Raw genomic sequence first — 18,817 nt, forward strand, 5'->3', positions numbered from 1 at the left:
GGGCCGAGTTCGCTCCTCAGGATGGAGGATAGACGATGGCCGGCAGATGGATCCATTTGTGCATCGACATGCAGCGTATGTTCGCTGAGGACACCCCGTGGCAAGTGCCGTGGATGCGGGAGGTGTCACCAGCGGTGGAGGAGGTGGCAAACCGGCACGCGCAGAGAACGATATTCACCCGCTTCGTCCTGCCCGCCCGAGTCGAGGATACCCCACCTGAAGCAGGCGGGCGGCGGATCGATCATCGTCGTCTCCTCGATCGATGGCACCCGCACCTTCACCACCCCTGGCGCGACTGCTTATACCGCTGCCAAGGCAGGCCAAATGGCGATGGTGGAGCAACAGGCGCTCGAACTGCCCGCCACCACATCCGCATCAATGCCGTCTGCCCCGGAGAGATCGACACCAATATCGAGGCCAATACCAGCCTGCGCAAAGAGGACGAGACCGCGACCCCTGTTATCTGGCGAGAGGGACAAGTCCCAATCACCGGCGGAAAACCCGGGAGCAGCGAGGACGTGGCCGAAGTGATCGTTTTCCTCGCGTCGGAAAAGTCGTGCCACATGACAGGTTCCCCGGTGTGGGTCGATGGCGGCCAAGGGTTGCTTCGATAGTGGTCGTCACGCTGTGTACTTAAGGAGGAGAACGCTATGGCCGAAGACGGTAGATCGGGGCCGGGCACCTCCGGATCCCGAAGGCTCGACAGAAACATAGATGCGCTGCTCCAGCGGCGTAAAGCGGAAGAGAAGCAGTCATCGCTGCAGGAGAAGGTGGCGCATGCAATCACCCGCTTTGCCGGATCGATGACCTTCGTCTATCTGCATATTGTCATCTTCGGTGTCTGGATCTTGGGAAATATTGGTTTCATTCCATTCTTTCCCGTATTCGACCCCTCACTGGTCATATTGGCGATGGGGGCCTCCGTCGAAGCGATCTTCATTTCCACATTCGTGATGATCAGCCAGAACAGGATGGCAGCAGCGGACGACAAGCGCGCCGATCTCAACCTTCAGATTTCATTGCTCGTCGAGCACGAGGTAACGCAGATCCTGACGCTGGTGGCTGCCTTGGCGGAGAAAGACGGAGTGGCCGCCGACGCCGCTGGGGAACTGGAGGAATTAAAGCAGGACGTGGCACCTGAAGAAGTTCTCGACCACATCGAGCGGAAGGAGAACACCCCTGACGAAGGACGCACTCCTTAGCCCCGGCGGCTCGCGCGCTTGCGCTACTTGAACGCGGACTGAACGCGCGACCTTTTAATGCTCGAGAGCAATTCGCTCGCCACCAATCCATTACCACAGCGTCAGGGGCGAGCCCCCATTCTTAGACCCGGCTACTACAGCTGTGGGCGCACATAAGCGAGGTGCACCACATGCACGCATGCTGCGAGATTTCTTCAACATCGAATTGGAATATCATGATCCCGCCAGCTGAGAAAGGTGATGAAGTTCGCGATCAGATCCTTTGCAGAGCGGGCTTATGCCTGTTTTGTGCCTTTGATGGAGCGGTTGCCAGCGCCGCTTACTGCAGATTATGCGGCGCAGATGCGGTAAGTCCGTTCAAATGCATGAACTGCTGTGCTGGTGGCCGAAGCGTCCGTGCATCGGTTCGAAAAGCGCCGCCGACTCCGCCGGCGCGTCCCGTAGTGTACCCATGATTAGCGTTCTTCCGCCAAGCCTTCAGCGCACGCTGGGAGGCATTCTTGCGGCCGACATCAGCGGTTGGGCAACCTGATCCAACAGCTGCCCCGCATTTTGTTCCTCACCCAGCGACAACGTCCGCAACTGGGCGACGGCCGGCTGTGCAAGCTGAAGAGCAAGATTGCGTGCCGTGGTATAGACAGCGACCTCGTAGTGTTCGACCCGCAATGCCGCACCGATGAGAGCCAGATCTGCAGGGGCGTCTTCTTTCTTCTTGCCTTCCGCCATCACCTCCTCGCCTTCCTCGACAAGGCCTGCCATGCCCTTGCGAGGTTTTGCCCTTGCCGCCGACCCTAGGATCTGGAGACATTCGTTCAGCCGTTCGACCTGCACCTCGGTCTCGGTGAGATGTTTCTCCAGCAAGGTCTGAAGCTGTTGCGAACGCGCCGCCTGCTGCATCTTGGGAAGCGCCTTGAGGAGCTGCTTTTCCGCATGCAGCAGGTCACGAAGCTCGTCGACGAGAACCTCCTGAATCCCTTCCGATCCTTCCGGCGGTGCGCTTCGTGCCTGGATGGCCGGTCCTGCATCCTCGAGACCTTTCAGTCCCTGGAAAGCCAGAGCCTCGACGAACTCCCACGGCTCACCTTCGTTGCATGGGCCGCGAGCATCGACCTCGCCAAGATCCCCTTCGCCGGTGGAATCGTTGAAAAACTGGTCGACCAACCCAGGCGTGGGTGCAATCCTGCCGACGCTGAGGGGCGGTTTCCCCATGCTTTCCAGCGCAAGCTGGAACGCGCGCATATGCGTAATCTCTCTCGTCATCAGAAATTGCAGCGCATCCTTGGTGCCAGGATCGCGACAGAAGTCGATCAGGCGCTCGTAGACGATCTTGGCAGGAGCTTCGGCGGCGATGTTGCTCCGCAAATCCACGTCAAGCTCACGCGGAGCGGTCCACGGATTACCATGGAATTGAAGAGGTTTACGCCGCCGCCACCGGCGATAGCGATCACAGGATCAGCTTCCGCCTCCTCGCGGACCGACTTCAGCGGCTTCAGGTGCATCCTGGCTAGCGTGCCGACGATTTCGAGGTGACTGAGCTCCTCAGTGCCGATGTCCATCAACAAATCCTTCCGGCCTGGATCCTCGCAGTTCAGGCCCTGGATGGAATATTGCATCGCCGCCGCAAGTTCGGCCATTGGCGCCGCCGAACTGCTCAAGGAGCATATTCCCGAACCTCGGGTCCGGCTCGTCCACCCGAACGGTATACATGAGCTTCTTGACGTGATGATACATGCGGCGTCCCTCGTTGGATTTGCGCCTAACTTCCTTTCGATTGAAATGTTCCAGGCTGCACCTGGCACATCAGCACGCTCCCGCTCATTCCCTTTAGAACTCAGCGGCGCTCCGAAAAGAGGACAGCGGCTTGTCCAACGGTTCGGCTTCGATGCGCCTCGAACCCTCGTCGGCATCAAACCTTCCGGCGAGAGCCTATGCAGTAACGACGCGGTCGACGGAAGCCGCAGCTCAGGCTCGACCAGTTGCCGCATTGCTCCGAGAACGATTCCGAATGGAATGATCCTGAATTCAGGATACACAGCTGTCGCCTGGCTCCGTCTATTCGAAGGAATCGACGTTCCCGTAGCAGGGTGAAATATCTTGCGCGGCTTGCAAGGTCGTCGTTAGCCGGTGAGGCCTTCACATTTCGCGATATGAACTTCTACCAGATGGCCCACACCGCATAGACGAAACAGGCGGCAGCAACAGCACAGAGAAACGCGATGATCGCGCGTTCTGCACGGGGATTCATAGCCGCCACCACATCGGCAGCGAGCCCGTGACGAAGATCAGCGCTACCAGGGTAAGATAGATTGCCCAGATGAGAGCGTGATGGACACGACTAGGTAGCCGAGCCACAGAGCCTTGCAGCTGGGGTGCAGCGCCTGAGCCGGGGTGAACGTTATCCGCCCTTTTACCTTTGCCTCGTCGATGACCGTATGAAATACCCATTCTGCTAACCCGAGCCATACATTGCCGGTGACGACAACGTGAGCACCTCGAATGACGGAGTGCGCGACGAGATGATAAACGCGCAACGGGCCGGATTGTTTGGCACTGGAGAGCAAATCAACCCTGCAGGGGTGATGGCAGATCCAGTGCACCGGGAGGAGCATCAGCGCGAGCGTCAGAATACTTTTCATGATCTCTCCTGAATGGACCGGCTTGCCACTTCACGCCTTGTATGAAGGTGGCTAACCCCGTAGCGGCGGCGCGGGCTCTTCACCCACGAGTGCGGCCATTGCGCTGTCGCCGGGGACAAGTCGGAGTCTCCGCTCCGTTCAGAAATGGATGTTGATTTTTCCGCCCTCGAATGAGGAATGATCGGGAAGGTGCGGAGCCAGGCCCGAAACAAATGGGCCAGCTTCGCTTTATCCTATAGGCGCTGGTGCTTGAGAGGCACCACACCGTTGCTTCAAGCGAAACCGGACATCATGTCTTCCGACATCCACGACATGCCATACGACCGCGACATGCCATACGACCGCCGCGCAGAAACAAACGGCACATGGACCGCCATCACCGGCCATATCGCTGCGATCGGGTATCGGGGCCATGCCCTTGGGCGTCGCTTCTGCCGATGTTGTCCGGCGGGGTTGGGCACTCGTTCTCGGGCGATAGTATACGATCAGGGCTCGTCTCAAGAGAAAGGCGAGCCCCGTCGCACCACATGCTGCAAGGGAAGTCTTGCGGGAAACCCTGCCGCATGAGATTTGGAACTCCCCACCAACAGAATTGCAACTACCCAGGTGCATAATATGCCTGGCTCTGCAGGGCTTAATGCTTGGGATGCAAGGCCAGAGGGCGCGCTGTGTTGCAAAACTCCCCTACCACTATTTCAACATCGATTGTACCGGAAGGTTCCACGCTTTCGAGCGCACGGTCAAAACCGTGCCCGAAGCAGGGAATCTGATCCAGAAGATCGCGCGCCTTCCAAGAGCAAGGAAGGGCAAGCAGCAAGCCACGCCACGCGATCCCAAACACCTAAATCACCGGATTTTCCTATTGTTCCTTCTGCGGCAGCGTCCGATCATAATCGGCTCAGATGAGGTCGAACAGCGCCGCCAAGCTGCCGATGAGGCCGCCAATCGCTTCAAGCGGCCAATCCCATCGGCACCCCAGATCCCCACTAGGCCGGCGGTTCGCCTGCTCTTCCGCCTCGGTCCTCATCTCCTCTCTTCACCCAAACAAAGCAAGCGGCCGTGCGTCGAGCATTTCGAGACCTGGCCGCTCCGTGGGAACGATGTTGCGCGGGTAACAGTTCTGGCAAACAAAGGATGAGAACGATCATGACCAAGAATAGAGTTCCGGAGGCGATTGCCGGTTACAAGGTCCCGAAATCCATCCGCAAGTCGCCGATGCTCAAAGCTTTGCTTGCAAGCGACATCGGTCGCAACGTCCTGGCGAACGCCCTTACTGCCGGGGCCGGCGCTGCCGCTGCGGTTCTTATTGGCGAGCGCGACGAGATCGCTGGTGCGGCGAAGTCGGTGACCCGCAAGGGCGCACGCGCCATGGGCATCGCTGGCGAAGCCATTTCACGGGCCACTGAAGCGGCAATGTCCTCCGTCAAAGACTCCGCGCGGGATGCTTTGCCAAAAAAGATGCGGCCAAAGAAGAAGAAGGGCAAGGACCCGACGGACCGCCCTCTGAAAGCCGGCGTTCATTAGTACCCTCAGTACCCGCAACGCCGGCCCAGAAACCACAACCAAGGCCCCTCCGCAAGGAAGGCTGTCGGATCGAAGGTTTTCTGATCAACCATTACGGCCGACACCGATGGAACGTGTCCTGATCGCTGCCTTCCTTAAGGCCGCCGGCAAATTGATGCGAAATCATCCATCATTGCCGCCGAGCTGCCGGTCTCCGGAGCAAGTGAAGGTGGAAAGGTTGGATTTGCGGAGCTGAGAAATCTTCTTCAGCAAAGGCGTGAGCGGCGGAGCCGTGTATCAGGGCTGGAGTTGGTCCACCCGCCGGTCAATTCCAAGGACGCGGGCCTCAGCCAAAGGCGCGAACCGTCCAAAGGGCGCCACTGCGCGCGCGTCCGATCGGCGGGCTTTGGGTACTCTTGGAAAGGGGCGATTAGTATCGTATCCATAGCCCAGCTTCTATGGCGGCGGCAATGAAGCAGCTCGTGCCCCTTGTGCGCCATTCGATTGTCGAGCGCCGCGAGGCAGACTTGTTGAGCCCGCCAGAAAGCATTTCCGGACGTCGTGGGCCACCGGCCTGTCAGGAATGTAGAGGCTTCCCTTGTTCCTGTGATTACTCGAAGTCCGGAGGAAGCAAGAGCGCCGCCAATAAGGAACGCTCGGCTTCGAGCGCCAAGCAGGGCGGTTCCCACGACCAGCATGTAAAGGCTGGCAAACAGAGCCACAAGAACTCGAAGTAGAACTGTGAAGAGCCCGATTGAAACGGGCTCTTTAAGCGCCTTGGATCTTCCGTAATCCTTCGAGCGCGGGGCCGACAAGATGAGGCGAACCCAAGTTGCTCACACAGCCACTAACGCATCAGTCCGACCGAACGCAAGGCTCTTTCGATCACCGCTTGGATGTTTCCTGCCGATCTGGCTGTGGTTGGCTGGCTGCACGCTCTGGCCGGGGACAATGAGCCGTGTCCCGCTGACGACGCGACGGGGTCAGACCCCACGAGCGCGCGATATGGAGGGTAGAGGAAATTCCGACGTCCAGCATGTATGGCGCCGCGTTTCCGTAGCCCGAGGGGACGTCGAGCGGTGTCCCATGGTCCATGCCCTCGTTGCCCAGGCAAGTTTATGATTTCCCCGATACATACGAGCGGAAGGGGAACCTTGGTACCCATTTCGAGTTTGAGCTAAACAAGTATGGAGGTAGAAGAGCTTGACGCTATGAGAGGCATCCGATGAGCACGAACGATCAGAACGCCACACCCGAGCAGCGCCGTCCCAAGGACGTCGGCCCGATGACCGGGAAGCCGGAACCCGCTGACAAAGAATCTCTGGCTCCCACCACAGTCCAACCAACCGGCTCGAAGGACGAAAGCGAGAGGCCGGTCGTGAACCCTGTTAGCGGCGTCGCGGTCTGAAAGGATTTCCCGCGTATCGACGCAGGGCGCGCCGGTTCTGAAAAATGAGTCATTCCCCAAGATCATTCCGATACGTCGTAAGATCGATTCGCTTGAGGCCAGTTCGTGGGTACAGGCGGGTGGCGGTACACGATACAGGACCAGCATCTTGTAAAACGGTGTTCGTTTCTTCGTGAAACGGCGCGGGCCGATCAATTCCGACGAAACCGGGTATCTCGGTGGACTAGCGACGGAGCCACCGAATGAGGCAATTCCGCGATTTAGATAATTCGGCGCATCAAGGCGTCCGCCCCACGATCCCGACATTTCTGACGGTCGTCGGTGCCGCCGCCGTGCTGGTGCTCGCTCGGGATGTATTTCTTCCGCTCGCGATAGCGCTCCTTCTCACCTTCGCGTTGGCACCGGTCGTATCGGTATTGCGGAGAATCGGCCTGCCACGCGCTTTTGCCGTCATCACCACCGCGGTGGTCGCCTTCTCCTTGATCGGCATTTTCAGCTTGATCGTCGCTCTGCAGGTGGCCGAATTGACGAAAAACCTCCCAGCCTACCAGTCCAACATCGTCTTGAAGGTAAAGGCGATGCAGGCTGCCAGTGCCGAAAATGGAATCGTAGACCGTATCACCGGCGTCGTTGAGCGGATCAGCCGCGAAATCGGTCGATCGGAGGCCAAGGCACCGGCGGGATCAGGAACCCCGCCGAGAGACCCGCTGCTTGTCGAGATATACTCGCCGGACAATCCAATTCAGGTTTTGACGAATATCATTGCACCGCTCGTTGGCCCGGTAGCGATGGCCGGTCTTGTAGTCGTGGTAGTGATATTCATGTTGCTTGAGCGTGAAGGCCTGCGCGACAGATTTATTCGCCTCGCCGGCTTTGGTGACTTGCACCGGACGACCGAGGCTCTCCAGGATGCCGGTAAACGCGTGGCCCACTACCTTCTGATGCAGTTGATCGTGAACGTCGCATATGGTCTTCCTGTAGCAATCGGACTTGGGATCATCGGCATCCCAAATGCGGTCCTATGGGGTCTCCTGGCAATGGTTCTGCGTTTCGTCCCGTATATCGGGCCGGTGATCGCAATGGCCTTGCCCCTCTTCCTATCCGTGGCGGTCGATTCCGGATGGTCGATGTTACTGTGGACCGCCGGCCTGTTTCTGCTCATGGAGCTCTTGATCAACAATGTTGTGGAGCCGATGCTCTATGGTTCCAGGACGGGCTTGTCGCCGCTGGCGATCGTCGTCTCCGCAATATTTTGGGCATGGATTTGGGGTCCAGTTGGGTTAGTGCTTTCCACACCACTCACCGTCTGTCTTGTCGTGCTTGGGAAACACGTCCCGCAGTTCGGGTTTCTGCAGGTCCTTTTCGGGAGCGATCCGGTCCTTGCGCCGCATGCCCGGCTCTATCAGCGTCTCCTCGCCGGCGATCCGGACGAAGCAACAGATCAAGCGGAGGAGATTCTCGATGATGAGTATCTGGTGAATTACTACGACGCCGTTGCGGTGCCTGCCTTGATATTGGCCGAGCGAGACCGGGCTCGCGGCGTCATGAGTGATGAGCAGCGCTTGCGCGTCGCGGCAAGTGGAATGTCCCTGGTGTCCAGTCTGGAGGATATTGCGGCCCAGGAGAGTGACGACGACGAGATCGAGGATCCTTCCAAGGACCAAGGGAAGCAGGCGGCGGCAGACAGACAGGACATACCCGACGGCCAAGGCATGAATATTCTCTGCGTGGGTGGACGGGGCGAGATTGATGATGTTTCGGCCGCAATGCTGGCCCAGGTATTGCGGGTGGAAGGCGCCACCGCGAACGCAGCAAGCTTCCAGGGAATCAAGCCTGCCAACATTCGAAAGCTACTGACCGGGAAACTTGACACCATCGTGGTGTGTTTTCTCAATCAGAATTCAGCCAGACATGCGAGGTTCCTGGTGCGCCGGCTCAAACGCGCGGATAACACAATCAGGGTCGGCATCGTTTTTTGGACGCAGATACAGGACGAAGCGGATACCAGTGGCTCCCGAGCCGATCAAGGAAAGGATCTGAATGCCGATTTCGTCGCGTTTGACATGACAACTGCAGCCATCGCGTCTCTCGCAAAGGTTCCGTCAGTTCCGCTCGCCTCACCGAGCAAAATGAAGATCCGGCGCAGGCTTGTAGCTCAAACGGCCTCATCTGAATATGACGACCTTCCTTCGGATAGCACCGCGCTGAAAGGGTTGGACTCATGAACTCCGTGTGCTCTGCATTCCATCGATCCGGTTGCTCCCGCTATGAAGCGACCGATGGGGCGATGGGGATGTGTTTCATGGCGATCTCCCGGTTTGGCTGCCGCGAGATTTTTTTAAGGAGGCGGATTCCGACTGGCCTGGGCTTTCGTCAAGCGACTGTCGAGCAGCCGAAAAAGACTCTCGAATTAGTCGCTTCCATGCCGCACCTGTTCGACCGCCAAGCTCCCTGCAGGCAAGGGCCGCAGTAGCTCCTCCTGCGGCTTCGTCAGCTTGTTGATCCAGTGCTGCCAGTCATCGGGCCGCAGGACGACGCCTTGGCGATTGTGGATCGGTTCGACGTCCGGCCCTGGCTTCGTCGTGAGCATAGTCATCGACGCCGGCTGGTTGCCTTGGCCCTCCCGCCATAGTCCCGCGATCGCCATCATCGGCGCACCCTTCAGTGCGAAGCGGTGTTTGGCCTTTGGATACTTTGTGCCCGTGAACTCGAAGAATGCGCTGGCGGGGATCAGACATCGCTTGCTGTCGGCAAAATTCCTGCCGCCGCTTACAAAGTTGAAGACGGGACCGCCTTTGCGGCCCTCAGGCGGTGGGAAACCGAACTTGGCTGGGAACAGCTCTACCTCGTCGCCGTATTGCCTCATCACCGGCGCGGTGTCTCCGATCTTGATGTCGTCGGCTTGCGGCAGATCGAGTTCCACTTGGTTCGCAGGGATGCGCAGCGCAAGCTCCTGCATCATCTTGCAGTATTCGGCCCAGAGGATGTGTTGTTCGTAGTCATTACACATGCCGGGAACACTAGGGCGATTAAGCAGGTCTGCCAGAAGCCGAAAGGCATCTCACCCTCGCTTCCCGGCCTTGGCGTCGCCCTCGACCGATTTTCTCAGAGCATCCATGATGTCACCACGTTCCCCTTGGCCGATGCGGCGAGGAACTGCTTTTCCTGTCGTGCCTGCCAACTTAAAATAGATGCGAGGTTCGGATCGCCCGGTATCGTCCCTATATAAGAACCGGTCGTCTTCAAGAAGAAACGAAGGGATTCAGTGAAAAGCCACGACCCGATCGACAATCCGGAATGGAAACCCGAACAGCTACGCAATGCGATCAAGGCTGCAGGCGTTGCGCTTTGGTCGTGGAACGTCGACGACGACACATTCCTGATGGATGCCAAGGGCTACGAACTCTGGGATGTCTCCAACGACAAGACACCCACATTCGAGTCTCTGTCGGAGAAAATCCATCCAGTGGACCGCGACAGGGTGAGGGCCGCGTTTGTCGCGACGAGAGCCATTGTCGGCCCATACGAGATCGACTTCCGCATTCTGACGGAAGCCTCCGATGTCCGTTGGATCTCCGCTCGGGGCCAGGGTAATGACGTCGACATAGTCGCCCGCAAGATGACGGGCATATTCCTGGATGTCACCGGTCGCAAGCAGGCGGAGGAAGGACATGAGCTGCTCGCGGGCGAGATGAGCCACCGGGTCAAGAACCTTCTGGCGCTTGCAGCCGGACTAACTGCAATCACCTCGCGTGCGGCCGGATCGAAGGAGGAGATGGCGCAGCAACTGACACAGCGGCTGACTGCCCTTGGTCGTGCGCACGACCTTGTCCGTCCGCTTCCTGGCGGCCAGGGAAGCGCGGCCCTTCTTGGGGACCTTTTCACTGTCCTGCTGGCACCGTACGACGACGTGGCGCCTTCGCGGGCCGCATCCGCGTCGCCGTCCCGCGTATGGGCGTAGGCGAGGCCGCGGCGACCAACTTGGCCCTAGTTATTCACGAGCTTGCCACGAACTCGCTGAAGTACGGGGCGCTCTCTGTCGCGACCGGCACTTTGGACGTCTCGGGGAACGTAGCCGGCGGGGAGGTGGAGATAGTGTGGACCGAACAAGGCGGCCCGGAAGTCGACGCGCCGGCAGCATCGGACGGTTACGGAAGCAGACTTCTCCACCGGGTAGTCACCGGGCATCTTGCAGGTTCGATTGTCTACAACTGGACGAGGAGCGGCGTACTTGTAACTCTCCGCATCAACGAGGACCGGCTTGCACGATAAACCGGACTAATGCACTCGCTTCCGCCCGAGTCCCCGTCGACGAATAACGCCCCTTTGTCGAAGAGCCACGCCCGGCTTCGCGCACGCGGCTCATCGTCTGGAAGTACCTTGATCGTCGCTTCCCGCGCCGCCGAGACGAGCGCCTGCCTGGCCTTGGCGGCGTCCTGCCCCGTTCGAGCGACCTCAGCAAACCGCAGCGCTGCCGCCAGGCCGTGTCGTTGACCCGATTCGGCAACTTGTCCGACATCAATATGTCCGTGATGGCTGCAGTCGTGGTGACCTTTGAAGTCTTCATGCCGGGAGGAAGACCGCGACTTCTCTGGTCGGGCTCGCTAGGAGGATCCCGATTCCTACCTCGATGGCATGGATGACTGCCCGGAGGTGGTCGTCGAGCGCAACAAGCTCGGCACGGAAAGCTTCTATTTCCACGAGCGCATCATCAGGCTGGCGCTTTCGGTCTTTCGAACCGTCGGCGCCATCGTCGACGTCTTGAAGACTATGTTCGCGCCGAGCCCAGGGGATCCTACGAATTCGACTGAAGTTCGCGGCGCCGGACGGCGACGGAGCCATGCTTCGTGGGTCCGGCTCCCGGAAAAGGGCCGGACCACGTTAGGGTCAGGCGGCCTTTTCGGCGTTCTGGTTCACGACCTTGGTCGCGATGGAGGTGAGGGCGATGTCGGTCGCCTGCTCTTCGTCGAGCGTGGTTTGCAGGAGCTTGACGGCATCCTTTATGCCTAGTTCGAGCGCCCAGGTTCTGAGCGTTCCGTAGCGCGACATCTCGTAGTGCTCGACCGCCTGGGCGGCGGCGAGAAGACCGGCGTCGAGGGCTGGCATGCCCTGATACTCCTCCATGATCTCGGCGCCTTCCTTGACTATGCCCATCATGGCCTCGCAGGTCTTCTGCTCAGGCTTCTTGCCGATGATCTTGAATACCTCCACGAACTCACAGTCAACGCTGCTGTCCACGCGCCCTCTCGACATCGGGAGGCCGAATTCGGTTGTCGTGGGCAAAGAGAAAAGAGAGCGACGACGGCTTTCGCCTTTCATGGACGGAGCGCGGCGGCCAGGCCGCCTTGCCAGTCCTTCATCGTTTGCCACCATGATGGTGAGGCCATGGTTGAGAAGCAGTTGTCCGGCAAGGTGGAACCCGAATGGCAGGAAGAAGACGGTGTTTGCGTCGTCCTCGACATTCCGGGATGCGGTCCGAGACTATCTGACAGCATGCGGGTAACACAAAGGAACCGCATGACGGGTCGGGAGTTCTAGGGCCGAGTGAACAGGAGATACGAAATGCAGCTTACCGAAAAACGCGTAACGTTTGAACCGGGTTCGGCGACCGTGGTATTCGTCGGCGAGGGAGCCGACAACGTCTCCGTCACTTTCAGCAATTCCAACGACACCCTCACCGAACCGGACGCCATCACCCATGCAAAGGCCATGATGGTGCAGCTCACGGCTTTCGATGAGGAGCCGAGTAAAGTCGACGGCACGTCAACCGATACGACGCTTTGAGCAATGGCAGTTTCGATGGATGAAGCAAGGGTCTGGAGTCGGTTCCCAGCGCTCGATCCAGCAGGGACGGCGATGTTCTGGACAGGACGGGAAGAGGGGTTGGACGATAGCTTCTGGCAGGCCCTGTCTCCGCCACCGCTACCAAAGACTCGAGAGTGCGCCTGGCAAAGGAACCTTCGCCACGTCACCGAGTTCGCTGAGGTACTCATGGAGGAACCGCAATGGCCGACGACCGCGAAGAGGCAATCAGGCGACTGGCGTATTGGCAATGGGAAAGCGAAGGCCGGCCGGAGGGCCAGCACGAGCGGCACTGGCAGGAATCCGAAGCAGGAATTCCACGGAGGATTCATCCAAGCCTCAGACATCTCAGCCGGGGGAGGACGTCATGTGGGATCTTCCGGAGCCGGATACGACGAGAATGCACCGGATGCCCAGGATGGCCTCAATGAAGACGGCGAAGGATCATCCCTCGTCGAAGAACCCACAGCAGTGCCGCCCGGCGTCGTTCAGACGCCGGAACGGTAGTATAATCCTACCCAGGTAGCGCCACTGCGGACAACAAGTCGAGGCAGACGATGGCTGACGACAAGCTCTCAAAATATCGCTCGAAGCGCGACTTCAAGCTGACGCAGGAGCCGAGTGGCGCGACCCGGCTCAAGCCTTCGAACCGGCTGCGGTTCGTCATTCAAAAGCATGACGCCAGCCGCCTTCACTACGACCTTCGACTTGAACTCGACGGCGTCTTCAAATCCTGGGCGGTGACCAGAGGCCCCTCGCTCGACCCACATGACAAGCGTCTCGCGGTCGAGGTCGAAGATCATCCGCTAGACTATGGAGACTTCGAGGGGACCATACCGAAGGGGCAATATGGCGGCGGCACTGTCATGCTTTGGGATCGCGGTTACTGGGAGCCGGAGGGAAAGAAGACGCCCCAGCAGGCGTTCGCAGACGGCGATTTCAAATTCACGCTCGAGGGAAAGCGCCTTCAAGGCAGCTTTGTGCTTGTTCGCATGAAGCACGATCGCACGGGAGGTAAGCGCACGAAGCTGCTCCTCAAGCATTACGACGACTTCTCCGTCCATTCAAACGGCGGCACGGTTCTCGATGATGCCACGCAGGCCGAAACCGTTCATGGTTTCTGGCGGTGCCGTCGGGGCCGATGCGGTGTGTGATAGCAACGAAGGACTTGTTGCGGATCGACGTAAGACCAACGAACGCGAGAAAAAAACTCCGGTGAGCTCGAAACGGCCGAAGGCGTCGGGCAAACTCCCTGAATTCATACCGCCGCAACTATGCGAAAGCCGGGAACGGCCCCCGTCCGGAGAGGGCTGGATCCATGAGATCAAGTTCGACGGGTACCGCATTCAAATGCGAGTGTCGGAGTGCAAGGTCACGTTGAAAACCAGGAAGGGACTGGATTGGACGGCCCGATACCCTGGCATCGAGCAGGCGGCCTCTGGACTTCCGGACGCCATCATCGATGGCGAGATCTGCGCGCTAGACGAAAACGGCGCTCCAGACTTCGCTGCGGACGAGGCCGAGCTGCCTGAACCGGAAAGTGAGGTTCCAAAGGCGAGCCGCCGAAATTCGTCGGGGAAGGCCAACGTCATGGGCGTTCTCATTTCTCATCCCGACAAGACGCTTTGGCCCCACGCAGGCGACCGGAAGCCGGTGACGAAGCTCGACCTCGCAACCTACTTCGAAGCCATCGGTCCTTGGATGCTTGAACATCTCAAAGGCAGACCGTGCTCCCTCATCCGTGCACCCGATGGTTTGGGCAGCGAGCAGTTCTTCCAGCGCCACGCCGGGCTCGGCACCTCAAACCTCCTGGAGCTTGTGGAGGTCTTCGGCGATCGCAAGCCCCTACCTTCAGATCGACCGTATCGAGGGACTGGCGGCGGTCGCCCAGGTTTCAGGTCTCGAGCTCCGTGGAATTGCGAGCCGATCAGCCGGAGGTTCCGGGCCGCCTCGTGTTCGACCTCGATCCGGGACCCGACGTTCCGTTTTCTTCCGTCGTGGACGCAGCCAACGAGATGCGCGAACGTCTCGAGGCTTTGGGGCTTGTCAGCTTCTGCAAGACGACAGGTGGCAAAGGACTGCACGTTGTCACACCGCTGGCAGTCCGGAAAAAAGGCAAGATGACGTGGCCCGTCGCGAAATCGTTCGCGCACGATGTCTGCCTGCAGATGGCCAAGGACGCACCCGACCGGTATCTCGTCAACATGGCCAAGAAGCTTCGCAACGGCCGCATCTTCCTCGACTATCTGCGTAACGACAGGATGGCCACGGCCGTCGCTCCGCTGTCACCGCGGGCGCGTCCGGGTGCGACGGTGTCGATGCCTCTCACCTGGGCGCAGGTGACGTCCAGCCTTGATCCAAAGCGATTTACCGTCCGGACTGTACCTGCTCTTCTTGGAAAGACCGGCGCCTGGAAGGACTATTGCGACGGCGAGCGTTCGCTGGAAAAGGCGATCGAGCTGCTTGCCAAGTCCTCGAAACTTTCAGCGGCATAGGGGAGCTCCATGGAGAAGTGTGGCGGCGCTCAGGAATTCGGACTGCCGCTCGACATCGAGCCGATGGAGGCAAGATCGGCCGATGGACTCCCGGCGGAGGAGGGCTGGCAGTACGAACCGAAGTGGGATGGATTTAGGTGCCTGGCGTTCAAGGAGAGCGGCGCAGCCGATATCCGGGCCAAGTCCGGAAAGCCGCTCGGGCGCTACTTTCCGGAGATCATGTCGTTGCTGAAGGGCCTGCCGATCGAGAGGTTCGTCGTCGATGGGGAACTCATCATCGAACTTGACGGGAAGCTGTCGTTCGAAGCGATGCAGATGCGGCTGCATCCTGCCGCGAGCCGGATACGCAAGTTGTCCGCCTCGACGCCAGCCAAACTTGTCCTGTTCGATATCCTCTTCGCGCCGGACGGGGGCTCGCTATTAGAGGAGCCGTTGAAAACGCGACGAGCCGTCCTGGAAACCCTAATGACGCCGTTCGTAAAAACGAAGGAACTCGTACTGTCACCCTTCACCACAGACTTCAAGAAGGCCCACGAGTGGCTGTCGCAGGCAGGCAACGGCGGGACCGACGGTGTTGTCAGCAAGCGTCTTGACGGGGCCTATGAAGTTGGTGCCCGCGCCATGATCAAGGTCAAGCGTCTCCGCACCGCCGACTGCGTCGTCGGAGGCTTTCGCTATCAAAGCAGATCGAAGGAAGTCGGTTCCCTGCTGCTGGGTCTATACAACGACGACGGGGAACTGGACCACGTCGGTTTCACCTCGACCATAGCCGACGCCGATCGTGCCGAACTCACGAGAAAGCTTGAAGCGCTACGGCACCCTCCGGGGTTCACCGGGAAAGCGCCTGGCGGTCCTAGCCGGTGGAGTACCGAACGAAGCGGGGAGTGGGAGCCTTTGAAGCCTGAACTCGTCGTTGAGGTTCGGTTCGACCATGTGACCGGCCGCCGGTTCCGGCACGGCACGAAGCTGATGCGCTGGCGGCTCGACAAGAAGCCGTCGCAGTGTACCTACGAACAGATCGAGAGAGCGGCCATGGGCGATCCAACGGCTTGACAGCGGACGCCGGTCACACCTCACAAAGGCGTATCCGTTGCCCCTAGTCTCGGTTGAGAAGCGGCAAGTCCTTCGGATGGATACGGTTTTGGAGCATGGCGGCCTCTCAGGGATTGGAGGTCCGCAGGTGCAGGTTGGCCGCTAGGACGACCAACCGCCGTATCGCTCGCGCGTTGCCCGGAATCAGGCGGCCCGCGCGTTGACGGTCGCTTTGGCGATCTCGGTAAGCCGCTCGTCTGTCGTTTCCTCTTCGTCAAGAGTCTCCGCGAGGAGGTCAGCTACGTCATCTAAACCGAGCGTCTCGGCCCAGGTGACCATCGTGCCGTAGCGGCTGATCTCGTAATGTTCCACAGCCTGTGCGGCGGCGAGAAGGCCCGGATCAAGCGCTGCCGTGCCCTTGAACGCCTCCATGACTTCCTTGCCTTCCTCGATGATGCCGAGGATGGCATTGCAGGTCTTCGGCTGCGCCGGCTTGCCCATCAGTTCGAAGGCCTGTTCCAGCCGCGTTACGTGATCTTCGGTCTGACCGCGATGGGTCTCGAATGCCTTCTTGAGATCAGGCGATTGCGCGGCTTCGGCCATCTTGGGCAGGGCCGTCAGTATCTGCTTTTCCGCGAAGTAGATGTCCTTGAGGGTCTCATAAAGGAGATCGTTGAGGTTTTTTGATTCTGCCATGTCGATGTTCCTTGTGTTGAGATGATTATGGGTTCCGGTCGCGTGTATATTCTTCAAGGATGGGGTCTGGCTTCGTGCCAGCCACACCGCCGAACCAAGCTGCAATCACGCCGAGAACGAGTGCGAGGAAGCCGAGCAGAGCGCCGCTGGAAACGACGTCCGTCGTGGCCTGTGCCGCCTCCAAAGCCTGCTGCTTTGCCTGATCGATGGATGCCCTGTAGTTTGCCTCGTATTCATCGATCTTCGCACGCGCCTGGTCGACAGGGATATTCTGAGCCTTCGCCAGAGCGTCGGCGGCACGGGCAGGAGGCAAAGGACGTGTCGAATGCCCGGGCGTGATCGCGAGGGATTCAATGGTGACGCTGGAAACACGTATGTCCGCATAGTTTGCTGCGACTAGGGCGACCGACATTGTGCCTGACCGCAATCGAATCCCGGAGAAAGACAGTGAGAGGCCTGCTGCCGTTTAGGCGACCGACTCCGCACATGGTGTCCAACTCGGATAGGAGGGCGACCGCCCTCAATTCCGCGGATATGCGTTCGATGTAGGCGGTCGCGAAATCTCGAATTTTGTCATTCTGGAAATTTGAAATCACTCGAACGCCCCTAGAAGGCGCCCCAGCGTGATGTGTCGCTTGAAGGAACGCCACAAAGACCCCGCAGAATAGACCGCGGGGTGTCTTCGTTGAGCCAGATTTTACTGGCAATTGCCGGCGGCATCTTTGACTTGGCCCTGAACGCAGTCGGAAGAATCTTGCGTGCCCTGGGAGTCCATGTCTTTCTCGGTGCTCGTGCCGGAGGAGGTGCCGGAGCCGCTACCGGACATGCTGCCAGATCCGCTACCGGAACCTGACGCGCCGCCGGACTGGCCAGAACCACTTGTCCCACCAGAACCACCAGTTCCACCAGAGCCGCCGCTGGCCTGAGCCATGGCCGAAGTTGCAAGACCGATCCAAAGCGCCGAGGCGTTGACGGACCTTCTCAAAAAAGCTCGCCCCCGGTGATCGCCACATGAATAACCTTGAACATCAACTTTGGGGTTTGCCGTAGTCAAACTCTCTTCTCAACCAGTCGAACATGGGTACGGGGTCGGCAAATCTCCCCGCGCCGCGGCCTCTGCTTCTATCGTCTCACCGGAAAGCGTCATTTCTCGTTGCCGCTTGGGGTCGTGACCTGTGTCGATCCGCCACCGTTTCCTGTAGGGGTCGGGTCGCGGGCGGTCGCAGTCGGAGGGGGCGACGTTCCGATTGCTGGATTATTGTCAAACGTTCCACTTCCTGCCGGGGTGTTAGGGACCGGATCAGCGCTTGTAGAAGCCGTTGGCTTCGCGTCGCGATCGATGCTTTCCCCCCATATTTCGGCACCTATCCACGCCACCGCAGCCAACGCGAGTGCGCAGACGAGCACCACAAGAACCGGCCTTCCGATAAGCCCCTGTCTCGTTCGCGCGGCGGTACTCCGCGTACGTTTTACCTGCGAAGGAGAATTGTCTTCAAGCTGATTTGTCATGGCGTCCTCGTTGAAACTGTGAGCTGGGTTGGTAATCCTCACGCCTCAACACGAGCGACGTCCGGTTGTTCCTGGGAGATGGCAAAAACACCACCGTAGACCGCTTGTGTTCCTAAATTCCCAGCGCGGACGACTTTCGACAGATGCCGCCAATTCCGGACCAGCATCGGCCTGTGAGCGGCGTGCAAAAGGTCATCGAAGATGCTCTTCGTTCGGCCGGTCTTATGGCCTGACCAACCTTCGTCGTTTGACTGGGAAGCGACCGGCTACGAGGCTACATCGCCTTCGGCTTCCTGCTCCGAGTAGCGCTCGGAGAGGAACTTTCCCAGACCGCTGAGACCGTCGATATGATCGCAGAACGTGTTGATGGCGACGAGAAGAGGGACCGCCACCGACGAGGGATCTTGTGGCGGCGAAAGACGATCTCGACCGGATGTCAAGGAATCTCCCTTTGCTGCGGGAGGCGATCGCCGTGTCGTGGGGCATCGCCGGAGATGTTGTTGATTTCTCCGCATGCCTTGCAGTGGAAGGCGT

General features: G+C 59.4%; 15 protein-coding genes and 6 pseudogenes. 12 read left to right on the forward strand and 9 right to left on the reverse strand.

Going from position 1 to position 18,817, the window contains the following annotated elements; all coding sequences use genetic code 11:
• Positions 1–207: 207 nt before the first annotated feature.
• Together ACPYOJ_RS20540 and ACPYOJ_RS20545 are read left to right on the forward strand one after the other, a co-directional pair.
• Positions 208–614: pseudogene (locus ACPYOJ_RS20540) on the forward strand (SDR family oxidoreductase); the annotation flags it as partial.
• 36 nt (positions 615–650) lie between these two features.
• Positions 651–1,202, forward strand: a complete 552-nt coding sequence (locus ACPYOJ_RS20545; RefSeq protein ID WP_481417897.1) for a DUF1003 domain-containing protein — start codon at positions 651–653, stop codon at positions 1,200–1,202.
• A 477-nt stretch (positions 1,203–1,679) separates the two neighbouring features.
• Here the strand turns inward: ACPYOJ_RS20545 and ACPYOJ_RS20550 are convergent.
• Together ACPYOJ_RS20550 and ACPYOJ_RS20555 are read right to left on the reverse strand one after the other, a co-directional pair.
• A pseudogene (locus ACPYOJ_RS20550) lies at positions 1,680–2,933 on the reverse strand (DUF892 family protein).
• Positions 2,934–3,490: 557 nt separating this feature from the next.
• Positions 3,491–3,838: a hypothetical protein gene (locus ACPYOJ_RS20555; protein WP_481417898.1), complete on the reverse strand. Its 348-nt coding sequence runs from the start codon at positions 3,836–3,838 to the stop codon at positions 3,491–3,493.
• Positions 3,839–4,475: 637 nt separating this feature from the next.
• On the opposite strand from ACPYOJ_RS20555, the gene ACPYOJ_RS20560 reads away from it, so the two are divergent.
• Together ACPYOJ_RS20560 and ACPYOJ_RS20565 are read left to right on the forward strand one after the other, a co-directional pair.
• On the forward strand, positions 4,476–4,976 hold the full coding sequence (locus tag ACPYOJ_RS20560) for a hypothetical protein (protein ID WP_481417899.1): 501 nt from the start codon (positions 4,476–4,478) through the stop codon (positions 4,974–4,976).
• Between the two features lie 8 nt (positions 4,977–4,984).
• On the forward strand, positions 4,985–5,362 hold the full coding sequence (locus ACPYOJ_RS20565; protein ID WP_481417900.1) for a hypothetical protein: 378 nt from the start codon (positions 4,985–4,987) through the stop codon (positions 5,360–5,362).
• 245 nt (positions 5,363–5,607) lie between these two features.
• Here the strand turns inward: ACPYOJ_RS20565 and ACPYOJ_RS20570 are convergent, their stop codons facing one another.
• Both ACPYOJ_RS20570 and ACPYOJ_RS20575 read right to left on the reverse strand, forming a co-directional pair.
• Positions 5,608–6,039 (reverse strand): DUF982 domain-containing protein, encoded by a 432-nt coding sequence (locus ACPYOJ_RS20570; protein WP_481417926.1) that lies wholly within the window; start codon positions 6,037–6,039, stop codon positions 5,608–5,610.
• A 149-nt stretch (positions 6,040–6,188) separates the two neighbouring features.
• A pseudogene (locus ACPYOJ_RS20575) lies at positions 6,189–6,442 on the reverse strand (extracellular catalytic domain type 1 short-chain-length polyhydroxyalkanoate depolymerase); the annotation flags it as partial.
• Between the two features lie 124 nt (positions 6,443–6,566).
• Between ACPYOJ_RS20575 and ACPYOJ_RS20580 the strand changes: the two are divergent.
• Together ACPYOJ_RS20580 and ACPYOJ_RS20585 are read left to right on the forward strand one after the other, a co-directional pair.
• Positions 6,567–6,749 (forward strand): hypothetical protein, encoded by a 183-nt coding sequence (locus tag ACPYOJ_RS20580; protein ID WP_481417901.1) that lies wholly within the window; start codon positions 6,567–6,569, stop codon positions 6,747–6,749.
• Positions 6,750–6,991: 242 nt separating this feature from the next.
• Positions 6,992–8,974 carry an AI-2E family transporter gene (locus ACPYOJ_RS20585; protein ID WP_481417902.1) on the forward strand — a complete coding sequence of 661 codons (1,983 nt, stop codon included), beginning with the start codon at positions 6,992–6,994 and terminating at the stop codon, positions 8,972–8,974.
• Between the two features lie 185 nt (positions 8,975–9,159).
• Here the strand turns inward: ACPYOJ_RS20585 and ACPYOJ_RS20590 are convergent, their stop codons facing one another.
• A complete protein-coding gene (locus ACPYOJ_RS20590; RefSeq protein ID WP_481417903.1) occupies positions 9,160–9,759 on the reverse strand; it encodes an SOS response-associated peptidase in 600 nt (199 codons plus the stop codon).
• Between the two features lie 255 nt (positions 9,760–10,014).
• On the opposite strand from ACPYOJ_RS20590, the pseudogene ACPYOJ_RS20595 reads away from it, so the two are divergent.
• Positions 10,015–11,021: pseudogene (locus ACPYOJ_RS20595) on the forward strand (sensor histidine kinase).
• Positions 11,022–11,636: 615 nt separating this feature from the next.
• Here ACPYOJ_RS20595 and ACPYOJ_RS20600 read toward each other — a convergent pair.
• Positions 11,637–12,002 carry a YciE/YciF ferroxidase family protein gene (locus ACPYOJ_RS20600; protein WP_481417904.1) on the reverse strand — a complete coding sequence of 122 codons (366 nt, stop codon included), beginning with the start codon at positions 12,000–12,002 and terminating at the stop codon, positions 11,637–11,639.
• Positions 12,003–12,311: 309 nt separating this feature from the next.
• On the opposite strand from ACPYOJ_RS20600, the gene ACPYOJ_RS20605 reads away from it, so the two are divergent.
• The 5 genes and pseudogenes from ACPYOJ_RS20605 to ACPYOJ_RS20625 all read left to right on the forward strand — a co-directional run bounded on the left by ACPYOJ_RS20605 (position 12,312) and on the right by ACPYOJ_RS20625 (position 16,099).
• Positions 12,312–12,533: a hypothetical protein gene (locus ACPYOJ_RS20605; protein ID WP_481417905.1), complete on the forward strand. Its 222-nt coding sequence runs from the start codon at positions 12,312–12,314 to the stop codon at positions 12,531–12,533.
• 221 nt (positions 12,534–12,754) lie between these two features.
• Positions 12,755–12,851, forward strand: a pseudogene (locus ACPYOJ_RS20610) (DUF2934 domain-containing protein); the annotation flags it as partial.
• A 69-nt stretch (positions 12,852–12,920) separates the two neighbouring features.
• Positions 12,921–13,058 (forward strand): hypothetical protein, encoded by a 138-nt coding sequence (locus tag ACPYOJ_RS20615; protein WP_481417928.1) that lies wholly within the window; start codon positions 12,921–12,923, stop codon positions 13,056–13,058.
• 50 nt (positions 13,059–13,108) lie between these two features.
• A pseudogene (gene ligD / locus ACPYOJ_RS20620) lies at positions 13,109–15,046 on the forward strand (non-homologous end-joining DNA ligase).
• A gap of 9 nt (positions 15,047–15,055) precedes the next feature.
• On the forward strand, positions 15,056–16,099 hold the full coding sequence (locus ACPYOJ_RS20625; RefSeq protein ID WP_481417906.1) for an ATP-dependent DNA ligase: 1,044 nt from the start codon (positions 15,056–15,058) through the stop codon (positions 16,097–16,099).
• Positions 16,100–16,282: 183 nt separating this feature from the next.
• On the opposite strand, the gene ACPYOJ_RS20630 is transcribed toward ACPYOJ_RS20625, so the two are convergent.
• From ACPYOJ_RS20630 to ACPYOJ_RS20640, 3 genes are all read right to left on the reverse strand, one after another.
• Complete coding sequence (locus ACPYOJ_RS20630; protein WP_481417907.1) at positions 16,283–16,774, reverse strand: YciE/YciF ferroxidase family protein; 492 nt, start codon at positions 16,772–16,774, stop codon at positions 16,283–16,285.
• Positions 16,775–16,799: 25 nt separating this feature from the next.
• Positions 16,800–17,186: a hypothetical protein gene (locus ACPYOJ_RS20635; RefSeq protein ID WP_481417908.1), complete on the reverse strand. Its 387-nt coding sequence runs from the start codon at positions 17,184–17,186 to the stop codon at positions 16,800–16,802.
• 1,363 nt (positions 17,187–18,549) lie between these two features.
• On the reverse strand, positions 18,550–18,723 hold the full coding sequence (locus ACPYOJ_RS20640) for a hypothetical protein (protein ID WP_481417909.1): 174 nt from the start codon (positions 18,721–18,723) through the stop codon (positions 18,550–18,552).
• Positions 18,724–18,817: the final 94 nt, after the last annotated feature.

It is taken from the genome of Rhizobium sp. SVR5-9E, assembly GCF_056755095.1.